General features: G+C 37.6%; 8 protein-coding genes and 4 pseudogenes. 9 read left to right on the top strand and 3 right to left on the bottom strand.

What is annotated here, in order from left to right; all coding sequences use genetic code 11:
• Window positions 1-466: 466 nt before the first annotated feature.
• Window positions 467-2,887, bottom strand: a complete 2,421-nt coding sequence (locus MKX38_RS10110) for a peptidase G2 autoproteolytic cleavage domain-containing protein (protein WP_032677248.1) — start codon at window positions 2,885-2,887, stop codon at window positions 467-469.
• Window positions 2,888-3,301: 414 nt separating this feature from the next.
• Window positions 3,302-4,738 (bottom strand): flavin monoamine oxidase family protein, encoded by a 1,437-nt coding sequence (locus tag MKX38_RS10105; protein ID WP_339189354.1) that lies wholly within the window; start codon window positions 4,736-4,738, stop codon window positions 3,302-3,304.
• A gap of 127 nt (window positions 4,739-4,865) precedes the next feature.
• Between MKX38_RS10105 and MKX38_RS10100 the strand changes: the two are divergent.
• From MKX38_RS10100 to MKX38_RS10075, 6 genes and pseudogenes are all read left to right on the top strand, one after another.
• A pseudogene (locus MKX38_RS10100) lies at window positions 4,866-5,419 on the top strand (SMI1/KNR4 family protein).
• A gap of 100 nt (window positions 5,420-5,519) precedes the next feature.
• A pseudogene (locus tag MKX38_RS10095) lies at window positions 5,520-5,843 on the top strand (T7SS effector LXG polymorphic toxin); the annotation flags it as partial.
• Between the two features lie 764 nt (window positions 5,844-6,607).
• Window positions 6,608-6,965, top strand: a pseudogene (locus tag MKX38_RS10090) (hypothetical protein).
• Between the two features lie 91 nt (window positions 6,966-7,056).
• Entirely contained in the window at window positions 7,057-7,371 is a 315-nt protein-coding gene (locus MKX38_RS10085) for a stress response protein (RefSeq protein ID WP_014664233.1), read from the top strand.
• Window positions 7,372-8,326: 955 nt separating this feature from the next.
• Window positions 8,327-8,490, top strand: a pseudogene (locus MKX38_RS10080) (hypothetical protein).
• A gap of 49 nt (window positions 8,491-8,539) precedes the next feature.
• On the top strand, window positions 8,540-9,118 hold the full coding sequence (locus MKX38_RS10075) for a hypothetical protein (RefSeq protein ID WP_339189350.1): 579 nt from the start codon (window positions 8,540-8,542) through the stop codon (window positions 9,116-9,118).
• Between the two features lie 84 nt (window positions 9,119-9,202).
• Here MKX38_RS10075 and MKX38_RS10070 read toward each other — a convergent pair whose 3' ends face one another.
• Window positions 9,203-9,541: a helix-turn-helix transcriptional regulator gene (locus MKX38_RS10070; RefSeq protein ID WP_015251936.1), complete on the bottom strand. Its 339-nt coding sequence runs from the start codon at window positions 9,539-9,541 to the stop codon at window positions 9,203-9,205.
• A gap of 170 nt (window positions 9,542-9,711) precedes the next feature.
• On the opposite strand from MKX38_RS10070, the gene MKX38_RS10065 reads away from it, so the two are divergent.
• The 3 genes from MKX38_RS10065 to ppsA all read left to right on the top strand — a co-directional run bounded on the left by MKX38_RS10065 (window position 9,712) and on the right by ppsA (window position 14,279).
• Entirely contained in the window at window positions 9,712-9,951 is a 240-nt protein-coding gene (locus MKX38_RS10065) for a TM2 domain-containing protein (RefSeq protein WP_014477028.1), read from the top strand.
• 629 nt (window positions 9,952-10,580) lie between these two features.
• Window positions 10,581-11,222, top strand: coding sequence for an endo-1,4-beta-xylanase XynA (xynA, locus tag MKX38_RS10060; RefSeq protein ID WP_015714073.1), 642 nt, complete (start codon window positions 10,581-10,583; stop codon window positions 11,220-11,222).
• A gap of 456 nt (window positions 11,223-11,678) precedes the next feature.
• A complete protein-coding gene (gene ppsA, locus MKX38_RS10055; RefSeq protein ID WP_339189347.1) occupies window positions 11,679-14,279 on the top strand; it encodes a phosphoenolpyruvate synthase in 2,601 nt (866 codons plus the stop codon).
• Window positions 14,280-14,573 lie beyond the last annotated feature (294 nt).

Here is a 14,573-nt window from a genome sequence, read left to right as displayed (position 1 = left end):
ATATGAATATAGCATGAAGGGCGAAGGAATGCAAGGATTACTTTTAGTAACGGTGAAATGAATTTAGAATGGAAAGGGTTTTCATTTTTTTGTAAGAAAAAACTCAGTGTGATTTAGGTGTGATCTTAATGCAATTTGTATCGACTTACAGATGATAAAAGAACAATACTTTTAATAAGCCTCATGAAACATTTTCAATTTGTAAATACTTAAAGGATATATATGGTGTATTTGCTATAGAAGTCTAATATGATATCCATTTACTCATTTCAATAGCAACTTTCATGAATAACGAGAAGGAACAGCTGTCAAAATTTTTTTGATTATAATATAAGTTAATTACGATAGTATATTAGGGGTGTTTTGGTAGATATTGAAAATTGATAATAACATACAAGGAATAAAGAACCTAGAAAAGAGATCTAATTATTTGGATAAACATATATTGAACTGGTCGGCGTATCCACTATTTGATGACGGTTAGAGCGATACCATACCCTTTTTCTGATGTGTAAGCAGAGGTTATTTTCATTACTTTCCAGCTTCCTTCAGTGGCTTTTGTTCCTATTCCATTATGTGCCGTAAGATAATCTCCTTGATTGACAGTTTCGTCAATACGCACATAATGTTGGCCAACCAACCCTACAACGTGCCATTCGTCTCTTGCTGCCCGTGAATGATAATTTGCCTCCAGCGCTGTATCGTAGTCTGGATTTTGTTTGGGAACACGTATGAGTTCACCGCTTTCCTCATCAGTCACCGTTTCATAAATAAATCCGCCGAACTCATTTGTCAAATAACGGCCCTGCCAGACGAAACTGGAGGCTCCTGAAATGAAAGCTGAAGTTTCTGAAATAACGCCAAGCATATAATCTCCAACATTCGCGGGCACAATTTTTTCACCTCTTAAAGTCACGATTGTACCAGTATGGATTAACTGTCCAGTTGAACTCTCAAAATACTCTCCATATCCACCTAAAGAAGAACTGATTGCACCGGCAAACGTCCCGTTTCCCCGAACAGAGTCAAGAAGCCACTTTATTGATTGATGACCTCCTGCCACGGTGTATGGTTCCTCAAGTATAATATTTTCAGAAGACAGTATTGTTCTTGACGCTTGGTTTCCTCTAATATGTGCGTTATTTGAAGAAGCGATTAATGCGCGAGAGCCTTCAGTACTGGAGCCTCCAGAAGAGCTAATGACCGCATTTCTTTCTCCGCGGGCCGTAATGTCGCCGGTACCTGCTATAACTGCGCTTGTTTGGTTAACGGCAAAGCCAGAGGTCGTTGCAAGCTGTATGCCTCCTTTCAAATTGATTGGAACTTGTTGGTATGTTTGGCCTTTGATTGAGGCTGCCACACTATAACCTTCTGATTGTACACCGAGAATTGTGGCCTGATTATTGGGGGACTGAATTGCAACTGTCCCATTGTCAGTAATCATCGTTCCATTTAGAATATTGACATTGTAGAGGCCTCCACCGATTGAAATTCCTTTTGGAGCAGATTTATAAATATCAAAATTTGAAATTTTAATATAATCAGTTTTATTTGATCCGCCTGATAAATTAATATCAACACCGGCTTTTTTAAAACCGCGAATTTTAATACCATTAATGGTTATATTTTGGCTGCGATATTGCAAGGCTACGACAGGGTTTTCTTTATAATCATAGTCTGGATCACCAATCGCTGTGAATCCGCTTACATTAACGTTTTTATATGCCGAAATAACCAGCGCTCTTGGGGTCACAGCATCGTAAAGCGAGTTGAAAACTGGTTCAACTGCTGAACAATCAATGAGTGTGACATCGTATGCTGTTGTGCTTTCAGGATCTGTAATTTGATGGTGACCAATATGACGAAGATCAAATGCACGAACATCGCGATAAGAAATATGGCCTATGATATGGACGTTTTGAGAGGCTGGCCACAGTTCATGGGCTTTTACTTCAACTCCGCGGATGTTGCCGCTTGTAAAGTTATTCAAAAGCCACACATGCCTAGAGCCGTCGTCAATTTCTATTCCGTTGGAGTTTGAAACACCTTCAGCAAATTCTGTTCCCCGCGGATTTCCTGAATGGCAGTTTGAAATAAAGATGTATTCGCTATAATGGGTGGTAATGCCGTCGTCTCCTGAACCATATGTCACACAGTTATCGATCCAAATATATCTTGATCCGTCTTTTGTCCAATCGGTATCAGGCAAATGGTCATACGTTGGCGATGTAATATCAATACCATGAAGACCTGCGTTAATCGCTTCCACATCTTTGATCCACCCATATTCAACCTTAGCAAAAGTTAAACAACTGGAGAACTGTCCCCCTGGATTTCTCACACCGCATTGTCTACTTGGATTCCAGTCTAATGACATTCCTTGGACAAAAATATTGCGATTTCCATTTTGATAATCATCATTTGTAATCACCCATTCATGCGCTGGAGTGTCTTCATGCAATTTAATCACTGTGATCCCTTTACCTTGTCCAACAATTGTTGTCCAAGATGGAAGTTTAATCCCTTGAACGAGGTATTCTCCCGCTGGAACATGTACTTTGACTCGGCCATTCCCGATTGCTTTTCGAAAAGCTTCAGTATTGTCTCTTCCATCTGGAACAGCGCCGAAGTCAGCCACATTTACTTCCCGGGTGATTTTAGATAAAAGCCTATAATATTCCTTGTCGAGACGTTCTTTTAAAAGAGAGGTGACCTCTCCTTCGGCCGTCACCCTTGCGTCAGTAACTTCGATATTTTGGGCTGTAACCGAGTGCTTAATAAAGTTTTGCATTCTTGTCTTAATATGTTCTAATTCGGATGAAAATTCGGGGTGAGACTGAGAATTGGCGTTTAGAGAAGGATCAGGGCAGTTTTTAAAATGAACCATTCTAAAGACACCTCTTTCTTTTAATATAAGCGCAGTTTTGTCTTTGAGATAAGGAGTTAGCATTTCTTTTGGCGCTTATCTTTCCAATTCTGTATTTGTTACAAAATTCCTTTAGGATTTATACTGGTTTTCAAGAAATGTAAGTCAATGAAAAAAAGAGAGGACAAGTAAAGGATAAAAAGCAACATTAAGAATCGTTATACAGTGAAAGAAAGTTCGCCCGATGGTTAATTAAAACGTTTTCTATGGTTGGGTATTTATTAATGATTATGGAAGAAAAGGGAGGTCCGCATTAAAGATAATAAAGAACCGAATGTTGAGACATCCCGTATTTGAATTAATCTTTTAAACAAAGGAGTATAAATTCTTCACTTCTTTTTATATCAACCAGTTTTAACAAGATGTGAGCATGATCTAAGGTAAGCGATTGACCTCATAAGCAACACGTATTCCAGATTCAATCGCGCCTTGCATCCACGCATGAGTGAGTGAGGCGTGTTCTCCGGCGAAATGAATTCTGCCCTCAGGGACAGGAATATAGGGATACAGCTCTAATTCTTGTCCTGGTTCGAAAGCTGTAAAACCTCCCGCAGAGTACGGGTACTGGCTCCAGCTAAAAGAAGTGCCAGACACAAATTCAGACCATACAATATCACCATAGATTTCAGATAAATTCAGTAAAGTATACTGGATTCGCTCTCCTTCTGAAAGACTGTCCCATATCAGTGCCTCATCGGCCCATGTATAGCTGGCCAGAATGACAGCATGTCCATTTGCTCCAATATTTCTGCTTGGATAATATGAAAAACGAATCGGAAGATCAGTAATAGATTTGCCGCCGCGCTGACCGGCTTTTTCCCAAAATCGGCTTTTAAACTCTATGCCGATTTTTGTTGCACTGATATAGTTTAGCTCACGGATGGCCCTCCGTTTATAGTAAGAGAATGAATGGTATGGTTCGACTTTTACAAATCGCAATGTTGAAAAAGGAATGGTTACAATAGCGAGATCTGCTGTGAACGATGCAAATTCTGCCGTTTGTTGATGCTGACAATGGATCGTAACACGATTTTCACCCTGAGACATTTTCATCATTTTTTGATGGTATAGAATGTTTGTTTTTAATTGAGGAAGAAACGCGTGAGGCAGCAGATCCATACCGCCAGTTATCTCATAGAAGTGAGCGGGCGATGAAAAAAAGATAGATTCCCGCAATACTTCAACAAGGGACATCCCCATATATGCTTCCATATCCAAAAGTACACCGATCATATCGATCGCGCCATATGAAAAATACGTGTTTAAAAAAGAGCTTAACGAATGATTTTTGTATTGTTCTTCGACAATCCGCCAATTTCTTGCTGGATTTTGATTGATAAAATTTAGAATAGGCTGCAGTAAAGAAAGCATCAGCTCTTCAGACGTTTTCCCTTGTTCATTTGGTGCAACTGGATATCTCAATATTCCAGGAGCTCGTTCAAAAACTTGGAGACGTGTTTTGATTCCATTTGCATAAATGATGTCCATCGGGGTTCTGTTGATAAATACATTTGTTGGCAATTTGAATTTTTTGATATATTCTAAGGTTAACGAATGGTTATTCGGTATGCGCATCGGGCCAGCGTTGAAATACAAATCATCACTAAAGGGAGATCTCAAAGTGCAGACACGGCCGCCCGCTCTGCCGCTCGCTTCGAGAATCGTTACTCTGTGACCGGCATTTTTCAACAAAGATGCTGATACAAGCCCGGACAATCCAGCTCCTATAACAAGAATGTGCTTTGGATGCTGCGATGCGCTAAGGCCATTTCTAATGATCTTTACCATGTCATCATTCATTAGAGAATTCAATTTTTGGAGGCACCTCTTTTTAGAATTTATTGCATTATATTCACTGAAAAGAGCACCTATCACGATCTGTTCACATCTTTTGGAATTTGAAAGGTTATTGTTAAAAGGAAATAAAGGGGTGATGTATGTGACTAACTTTGTTCATAAGACGGTAAATGGCTTGAAAAGTCTTTTAGATGAAAAAGGAGCCATTCAATTGTTTTGTTCTGAAGGAGATATCATGGAGTTCCTTGTTACATTTTCACAGGACAAAGCAACCCTTAACGACATTCAAAGTTTTGAAGCTAAACATCAGATTACCCTTCCAGAGGATTATCAGAAGTTCATGACACTACATAACGGTGCGAAAATTTTTGAAATTCTTTCTGATGGGGAGAATATAGGTGGAGGACTTTATTTATTTAGCCTTGAAGAGATTGAAGAGGAGTTAAAATATGAGGATTTGTTTGAAGATATCAATGGTATTCCAATTGGCTACTTATTGGAAGAATGCCATTTAATGATTGATAAAGATAAAGTGAACCAAGGTGATCCCAACTCTAAATATTTGAAAGTGGTTTAGAATATAATCCATTAAATGTAAACTTTGAAATATTTTTAGACCGGTATATATTGGCCAATGGAGAACCTTTTTGGGATTGGCGCTACTATACCGCAGAAAATTATTATAGAACAAGATAGTGTGTGATGTATAAGACAGTCATTTTGGCTGTCTTTTTCTGTTATTCAATTAGATTACTGTGGTAAAATTTACATAGAGTAGTCTAGGAAGGAGAATGATATGAAGGTATTTGAGGCTGATTCATTACTCTTTGAGGCCGATAAAAGAACCAAAGAGTATAAGGAACTAAGGTTGCAAATGGTGAAGCTCAAAAAAGCGTTTAAAGCTGTAGCTGACCTAGACGACAGCGAGTTTTCAGGTAAGGGTGCAGACAACATTAAAGCATTTTATCATGATCATGTCGGCGTAACAGACCAATGGATTGATCTTATCGATATGAAGATTGCTTTCTTAAGTAGCATTTCTGCTAAACTTGAGGATGCGAAAATGTCTGATGCTTACATAGAAGAATCCTTTCTAGAACATGAGCTGGCTAATGCCTACAGGCTAAATAAGAAGCAGGAAACAACCAAACAACCAAACAACCAAACAACTACATTAAGTGTTAATCAACCAGTTAATATATTTAAAACAGCCTCAGGGTTTAATAGTCAAAACATTGAAGCAACTGCTGATGAATGGGAATCAGCAGGAACTGAGTATGGAAGCACAAAGTTTGAAAAATATTCTTTAGCTGCAGTTGTTCAGACTCTAGGATTTGCATTAAACCTTCCTTCAGGTGGATGATCTTCCTATTTAGCCGGATTAGCAAATATGATTATTCTAGGCGAATATCCTGTTGTTTGTATTAAAGATCGTAAAGAGTTTAAAATGGCCGGTGCGACACTAATGACACGCCACAATGTTACAAATTTATGAAGACAAAGATCGTAAGAAGAAAATTGGTTCATATAGCTTTATCATTACTGATACAGAGGGCCCAAAAGCTGCTGAGAAATAAGTTTAAACAAAAAATCCTCCCACAAGGGAGGATTATTATTACATATTAACTAAAGTGTAAGTCAATGAAACGATGAATAAAAAATACGAAATATAAGAAAGTGCTTTTGACGAACTTGTTCTATGTTTTTGGAATGTATAGATAAGTGCAAAACCCAAGAAGAAAACTGTTACAAATCAAGAAGTGTATTCTGGAAAGATGGCAACCAGCAAAACCATGATTTTTGAAAAAATAAATGAGTAACTTTATGATCATTATTCAAAAAATCACCTCTACAGATTTTTACCCAATTTAGTTTGTTTAAAACATTATATAAAAAGGAGAATAGAAAAATGTCAAACATTATTTCTGAAGTGCAAGATGAAAATTAAATTTATCAGAAAAAGATATATACATACCGTTGATTAATTTTGAACTACTTAGAGACAAGAACGAACATTATGCAAATGTCCTTTACGAGCTGTATAAAAATGACTCTTATTTGTTTATCAGAGCATTAAAAGAGGGAAACTTGGTCAATCAGCCAATTGTATTTGATGAGGCCATTGTACGGAGAAGAGTTAGCTATTGTACATAGAACAGTCGGCAAGAGGTTCAATGTTAATGTGAAAATGAAGAAGCTGTCTGACGGCTTTACATTGCAAACAATGGATATGTGGTTGTAGAGTGAAATTGTTTAATTATAGCAAACTCTTTACCTATATAATGAAAATATGATAGAATATAGAAGAATTTGATAATTGAGGAGATGTTTTTGTGGAGTTTAAAGTTGGTCAAGACGTATCAGAAATTTGGAATATTCATGGATCGATTCTTCCTGAAGTTTTAATGTATATGTTCCCTCATTCAGACGAATCTTATCATTGGGAATTTGTAAATGATAACGGGAGACATATCTTTACTGCTTGGAGAAAAAGTGAACCTATTCCTACAGTAGAGGAAATTGAAAAAGCAGCAATTGAGCTTGAAGAGAAGAAAAATGCGCCTAAGCCAAAAACTCTTGAAGAAAGAGTTGCTGATTTAGAAAAACAAGTGGCTTACTTAACGAGTAAGGTTGAAGGAACAAACTAACAAAGAGTCCCTTATAGGGGCTTTTTATATTAAAAATGATAATTTTATTTTGAATCGATAGAATAGTTAATCTGTCAGCTGTATATACCCGAAGAACATAAAACTGTTTTAAAAAGCGGTTTGGGTATGTTGAATGGAAGCGGCTTTAAAAAGGGGTGAAATGCCATTAAAAATTTAGTTTTATTGTCCAGCTTTTTCGGGGTTGTGCTATCGATTATAGGGCAATTATTTGGAGTCCTAACAGATTTCTTTATCCCAGGTATTTCACGGCTTATGGGGGTTTTAGCTGGTCTCCTCGTATTACTTAGCTTGAAGTCAAGAAATACAGAAATACAGGCATTTATAGTGGGTTCTAGTACCGCGCTAGGAATAATAGGTGCAGGGATTCTATATCTTCCAGCAGCTATTGTCAATGTTTTAATTGGCTTCAACCTAAACAAAAAGTTAAAAGAAGAAAACACTAAGGAGCAGATCTGAATAGACTGCTTTTTGTTTAGTGTGACCATGGAAAATTGTAGTATAATAGTAATAAAATAATCATTTTATTATGAGTGGGGTTTAGAATCAAGAATTTGGCGCTGAAGAAATTGCCGAATATTTAAAGTCAAAGGGCTATAAACCAAAACTTAATGTTGATCACTATCGGAATCACTTTGGTGGCTCCTATAACCTTTTGGCACAGACTAAGGAGATACTACATAGCTCTTATACAGTTTGATAAGCCAGGGGACGGAGATCCGCTAAGTAGTAAAAATGGTTTTACGCAGTTAGGTATGGACTCTAAAGGTCAAGCTGAGAAAATAATGATTCAGTTAGTTGCTCATTTTAACGGATGGTATAGAACAACCAAAAAACCACATTCTGATGATGAAGAATGGATTAAATTAAGAGTCAAAAGAAAGGAATAAAAATAATTCAGAATTGCTTGGCTTTACTTTGAAAGGGGTCGAGTAAGATGGACAAGAAAAAGAATGAAATACAAAGAAAATATAGGGAGCAAATAAGGGAGAGAACGGAACGAGAAAACAAGATGGTAGTTCACACACTTTTGAGATTGTTATTGTACTAGCCATCATTATTTTGTTGTTTTTCTTTAACTCAGTATTTAAGGCTTTTTAAATAAAAGAATCCTTTTATTTAAATGGGCTGTTAGGAGGTAGAGCATTTTATGAAAACTTGTTTTTCACTCATTTTAATTATGGTTCCCACACTTATTTTTGGGTTTATGGGAAAACCAACTGAAATGGGCATAGCAGCTGTAACAGGTGCTGTTGCAAGTGCTTTCATTAACCTTGAAAAGTTTTCTTCTTTCAAAGGTGCGGGTTTTGAAGCAGAGCTTAGGAAAGTTGAAAATGTCGTTAGTGAGGCTTATGCAACGTTGAATAACTTAAAGCAAGTAGCTAAACCATTATTAGAAGTGTCCTTACAAACTCTTTTTTATAGCAATACAATGTTAGGATTAAGTCCCGAACGTAAAGATGAGTATAAGCAACAGATCTTAAAAATAAAAGATGAATTAGAGATTGATGATGGCAGTCTTGCATATGTTGCAAAAAAGATCAGCAGATTAAATGCAATAAATTTATTTGAGGAATTTAACGCTTTACTAAAACAGAAGCATAGCTTTGGACTTGATGAACTTAAACCGGAGTGGGATGGATGGAAGACTGAAATGCCTCCAAACCCAGTTAACCCAAATGATATCGTTAAAAGGTTAAAGAAGGTATTAATATGTCTGAAGATTTAAAAGATAAGTTTACAAAATATGAGCAATACTACAAGAAAGAAATAAAATAATTGTTTTATGCAAAAGCCCTTATGCGGGCTCTTTTTAATTGTTGTTTGCAGTAACCAACTTCAAAATTTTCCGTATAGGATCTAATATCTCAGGGGTAAGTTTATATCCATCCCAGTGAATATCTGGTTTTTCTAAAAACTCTTTTAGATTTTTTCTTTCCACTTTAGGATCAGGATCATCTGTTAATCCAAGTATGTAATCAACTGAAACATCATATAGTCTAGCTAAAATAACCAACTTGTCCAATGGTGGTTTTTTGCTTTCAGCTTCATACCCGCCGTAACTTGATTTTGCAATTCCAATTTTCTCAGCTAACTGTTCCATTGTTAATTTGTGTGCCTTTCGTAATTGACGTAATCTTTGGCCATACATTTTGAATAAACGCCTCCCAAAACCATCTAGTTCAATTATATGAGCTTTCATTTCTCAATAAAATAAAAAATCTCAAAAAAATTTCAAAATTTTCACGATTTCTGGTGGAAAATGCATTATAATGTGAAAGCATTACTTTAAAAATGGTAGCAATGAACTAGGAGGAAGTCATGGTAAGCAAGAAGAACAAAATTGTAGCGGCATTATTAGCATTTTTCTTCGGGGGTCTGGGAATACATAAGTTTTATTTGGGAAGAGTAGGACAAGGTATTCTATATATTTTGTTTTGCTGGACTGGTATCCCGTCTATTATCGCATTTATTGAATTCATTATTTTTCTTTGTGGAAGCGAAGAAGCGTTTGATCAAAAGTACAATTTTTATTACTTCCAGCAGCAATCTAAAGCTTAATTTTAAAGAGGGATATACAGTCCCTCTTTAAATAAAATAAGAATTTTAAAGATATTTATTTTGAATTGGAGGCTCGGTTACATCCCACAGTTACCCTGATTGTCAATTCTTTTTTTTCTTTTTCAGAGCCCTTTCAAATAAAAATCTTGCAACTTCTTTGTAAAACTGATCTAAGCTACCATCCTCAAATTTTTGGTCAATAATTCTAATTGAGCAGTTCTTTCTTAGTATAACCTTAATTGTTTTCTTCTTCAGTTCTTCATATTCTTCATAAATTTGCTTCCCTTCATTAGACAAGCGGCAGCTACAATAATTTCACAATCTCTAATGTATATCTCCTTTATTTGAAATGGTTCAATGGGAATTCATTGCAGATATTACTCCATCTGAATTAGAAACAAGAATTGTGATCCTGCGAAAAAAGGATCAGGATATGGTGGAAGAAGACCACTTATAATGTGTTTCTAGGTATTTGTAATTAAATTACAAATACTTTTAATATTTGCTCATGAATTCGTGGTATTATACTGAAGGGGACGATCAAAAGCTTTGGCGTTAGTAATTAAGAATGTTTTAAATGTATACGAGTGCTACCTCAAAGTCGGAAAAAATATTATAGGAGGTAACATATGTTTAAGTTTAAAAAGAATTTCTTAGTTGGATTATCGGCAGCTTTAATGAGTATTAGCTTGTTTTCGGCAACCGCCTCTGCAGCTAGCACAGACTACTGGCAAAATTGGACTGATGGGGGCGGTATAGTAAACGCTGTCAATGGGTCTGGCGGGAATTACAGTGTTAATTGGTCTAATACCGGAAATTTTGTTGTTGGTAAAGGTTGGACTACAGGTTCGCCATTTAGGACGATAAACTATAATGCCGGAGTTTGGGCGCCGAATGGCAATGGATATTTAACTTTATATGGTTGGACGAGATCACCTCTCATAGAATATTATGTAGTGGATTCATGGGGTACTTATAGACCTACTGGAACGTATAAAGGTACTGTAAAAAGTGATGGGGGTACATATGACATATATACAACTACACGTTATAACGCACCTTCCATTGATGGCGATCGCACTACTTTTACGCAGTACTGGAGTGTTCGCCAGACGAAGAGACCAACTGGAAGCAACGCTACAATCACTTTCAGCAATCATGTGAACGCATGGAAGAGCCATGGAATGAATCTGGGCAGTAATTGGGCTTACCAAGTCTTGGCGACAGAAGGATATCAAAGTAGTGGAAGTTCTAACGTAACAGTGTGGTAACAGATCATCTTTAATCAGGGGTAGCTAACGGGCTGCTGATCGTTCCTTGAGAAGTTTTATAATCAATGATTATTAAAATCGTTAGTAATGGTTAAAGGTCGTTTTCTACTAGGTGAACGGCCTTGGCGTGCTGGAGGTAGGGTATTCTCCATCACTTTATACTAGGTAGGACTGTTAAGAACAGAGCAGGTTAGTTCCAAAAAGAACCCAACTTTAGGATACCCTTAGAGGATTGTATCAGATCGAACCAAGTTTTTTAATGTGACTAGTTATGTAAATTAAGAAAGAACCTGGTGAAATTGCCCAGGTTCTTTTTATATTGCACAAAAACAGACACGGTGATATAATCATACTACGTGCGCTTTATAGTTAAAAAGTTATAGATATCCATCTTATAATTTTATTATATCCTGCTAGGAAGCTCTTGTCAATATTTTTTTGAAGGGGAGATGTAGAATGAGTTCTTTGGTTCTCGGTTTACATGAAATTGAAAAAACACAGCTTTCGCTCGTTGGAGGAAAAGGGTTACATTTAGGGGAATTATCAAAAATTCAAGGTATACAAGTACCAGAAGGATTTTGTGTCACAACAGTAGGATATCAAAAAGCCATCGAACAAAACGAAACGTTACAAGTGTTGTTGGATCAGTTGGCGATGCTAAAAGTTGAGGACCGAGATCAGATTGGTAACATCAGCCGGAAGATTCGGCAAATCATTATGGAAGTAGACATTCCTTCCGATGTTGTGAAAGCAGTGGCTCACTATCTCTCCCAGTTCGGCGAGGAACATGCCTATGCCGTGCGTTCTAGTGCAACTGCTGAAGATTTACCACATGCTTCATTTGCCGGTCAACAAGACACCTATTTAAATATTATCGGCGTCGATGCAATCTTGCAGCATATCAGTAAATGCTGGGCGTCCCTATTTACGGATCGCGCGGTTATTTACCGTATGCAAAATGGATTTGGCCACAGCCAAGTCTATTTATCCGTTATCGTTCAAAGGATGGTTTTCCCTCAGGCTTCGGGAATTTTATTTACCGCTGATCCGATTACCTCAAGCCGAAAGGTGTTATCCATCGATGCCGGTTTTGGACTTGGTGAAGCACTGGTTTCCGGATTGGTGTCTGCCGATTGTTATAAAGTACAGGATGGGCAAATCATCGATAAGAGAATAGCAACTAAAAAATTGGCTATCTACGGACGAAAAGAAGGCGGAACAGAAACACAGCAGATCGATTCTGATCAGCAAAAGGCTCAAACACTGACTGATGAACAAATTTTACAGCTGGCACGCATTGGAAGAGAGATCGAAGCTCATTTCGGCCAGCCGCAAGATATCGAATGGTGTTTGGCCCGCGATACTTTTTATATTGTACAGAGTCGTCCAATCACTACTTTATTCCCCATCCCTGAAGCGAGTGACCAAGAAAATCACGTCTATATTTCTGTTGGTCATCAACAAATGATGACGGATCCCATAAAACCACTGGGATTGTCTTTTTTTCTGTTGACGACTGCTGCACCCATGCGTAAAGCCGGTGGAAGGCTATTTGTTGATGTCACACATCATCTGGCATCCCCTGACAGCAGAGAAGTTTTCTTAAAAGGCATGGGGCAGCACGATCAGCTCTTAAAAGACGCACTTATGACCATAATAAAGCGACGAGATTTCATAAAGTCGATACCAAATGATAAAACAGCACCAAATCCCAGCAGAGGCAATGCAGATATGCCGGCTCAAGTTGAAAACGATCCGACAATCGTGTCTGATTTGATTAAGAGCAGTCAAACATCGATAGAAGAGTTAAAACAAAACATCCAAACGAAATCAGGATCAGATTTATTTCGTTTTATTCTAGAAGATATCCAGGAATTAAAGAAGATTTTATTTAACCCCGAAAGTTCTGTTGTGATTCGAACTGCTATGAATGCTTCATTATGGATTAACGAAAAAATGAACGAGTGGTTAGGTGAAAAAAACGCAGCAGATACGCTTTCTCAATCTGTACCCCATAATATTACTTCAGAAATGGGTCTTGCGCTATTAGACGTCGCAGATGTGATTCGTCCTTATCCAGAGGTAATTGATTACTTACAACATGTAAAAGATGATAATTTTTTGGATGAACTGGCTAAGTTTGATGGCGGAAGCAAAACCCGAGACGCGATCTATGATTATCTCAGCAAATACGGAATGCGATGTACCGGAGAAATTGATATTACAAGAACTCGATGGAGCGAAAAACCAACTACACTTATCCCAATGATTCTTAATAACATCAATAACAGTGGGCCTAATGCCAGCCATCGGAAATTTGAGCAAGGGCGACAGGAGGCTGTGAAGAAAGAGCAAGAGTTATTAGATCGATTGAAGCAATTACCGGATGGTGAACAAAAAGCCAAAGAAACAAAACGAATGATAGATATCATCCGGAATTTCAGCGGGTTTAGGGAATATCCAAAATACGGCATGGTTAATCGATACTTCGTTTATAAGCAGGCTTTACTGAAAGAAGCCGAACAACTCATAGAAGCGGGCGTTATTCATGAAAAAGAAGATATATACTATCTCACTTTTGAAGAACTTCACGAAGTCGTACGCACACATAAACTGGATTATCAAATCATCAGTACACGAAAAGACGAGTACACATTATATGAAAAACTATCTCCACCACGTGTTATCACGTCTGATGGTGAAATCGTTACAGGTGAGTATAAACGAGAAAATCTCCCAGCCGGAGCGATTGTAGGTCTACCTGTTTCCTCCGGAGTGATAGAGGGGCGAGCACGTGTCATTTTAAACATGGAAGATGCTGATTTAGAAGATGGAGATATATTAGTTACCTCCTTTACCGATCCAAGCTGGACACCATTGTTTGTATCCATAAAAGGCCTAGTCACCGAAGTTGGGGGACTGATGACCCATGGAGCTGTTATAGCCCGTGAATATGGCTTACCTGCAGTTGTTGGCGTTGAAAATGCTGCCAAGCTGATAAAAGATGGGCAACGAATTCGCGTTCATGGGACAGAAGGCTACATTGAAATCTTATAATGTCTGATGTGTGTAGAGAGCCATCAGATATCCCCCCATCAGCCCTAACTAGAAGTCGGGAGGCTGCAATTGTACCGAATGATAAAGTTCCGTTGAACTAACGAAGATCGATAGCACATTAAGAAAAGCTGGAACCTCTTGGAGGAGGTCTGGCTTTTCTATATAAAATTGGCGTAGTGTGCAAAAGCCGCATTTTGCGGGCGGCACTTCTTTAAAATGAATTTTTTATTACCAGCATTTAAAACCAAACTTTAGATTTTGTTCGTGTCAAAGAGAACTGGAGAATGTTGATAT

The sequence above is a fragment of the Bacillus sp. FSL M8-0025 genome (genome assembly GCF_037975475.1).
In the GTDB taxonomy this organism is placed as follows: Bacteria; Bacillota; Bacilli; order Bacillales; family Bacillaceae; genus Bacillus; species Bacillus subtilis.
This window is presented reverse-complemented; position numbering and strand designations above follow the sequence as displayed.

What these genes read in the sequence shown, in the direction of transcription:
- MKX38_RS10110 (WP_032677248.1), bottom strand. Translation starts at nt 2,887, where the DNA reads ATGGTTCATTTTAAAAACTGCCCTGATCCTTCTCTAAACGCCAATTCT.
- MKX38_RS10075 (WP_339189350.1), top strand. Translation starts at nt 8,540, where the DNA reads ATGAAAACTTGTTTTTCACTCATTTTAATTATGGTTCCCACACTTATT.
- MKX38_RS10070 (WP_015251936.1), bottom strand. Translation starts at nt 9,541, where the DNA reads ATGTATGGCCAAAGATTACGTCAATTACGAAAGGCACACAAATTAACA.
- MKX38_RS10065 (WP_014477028.1), top strand. Translation starts at nt 9,712, where the DNA reads ATGGTAAGCAAGAAGAACAAAATTGTAGCGGCATTATTAGCATTTTTC.
- xynA (WP_015714073.1), top strand. Translation starts at nt 10,581, where the DNA reads ATGTTTAAGTTTAAAAAGAATTTCTTAGTTGGATTATCGGCAGCTTTA.
- ppsA (WP_339189347.1), top strand. Translation starts at nt 11,679, where the DNA reads ATGAGTTCTTTGGTTCTCGGTTTACATGAAATTGAAAAAACACAGCTT.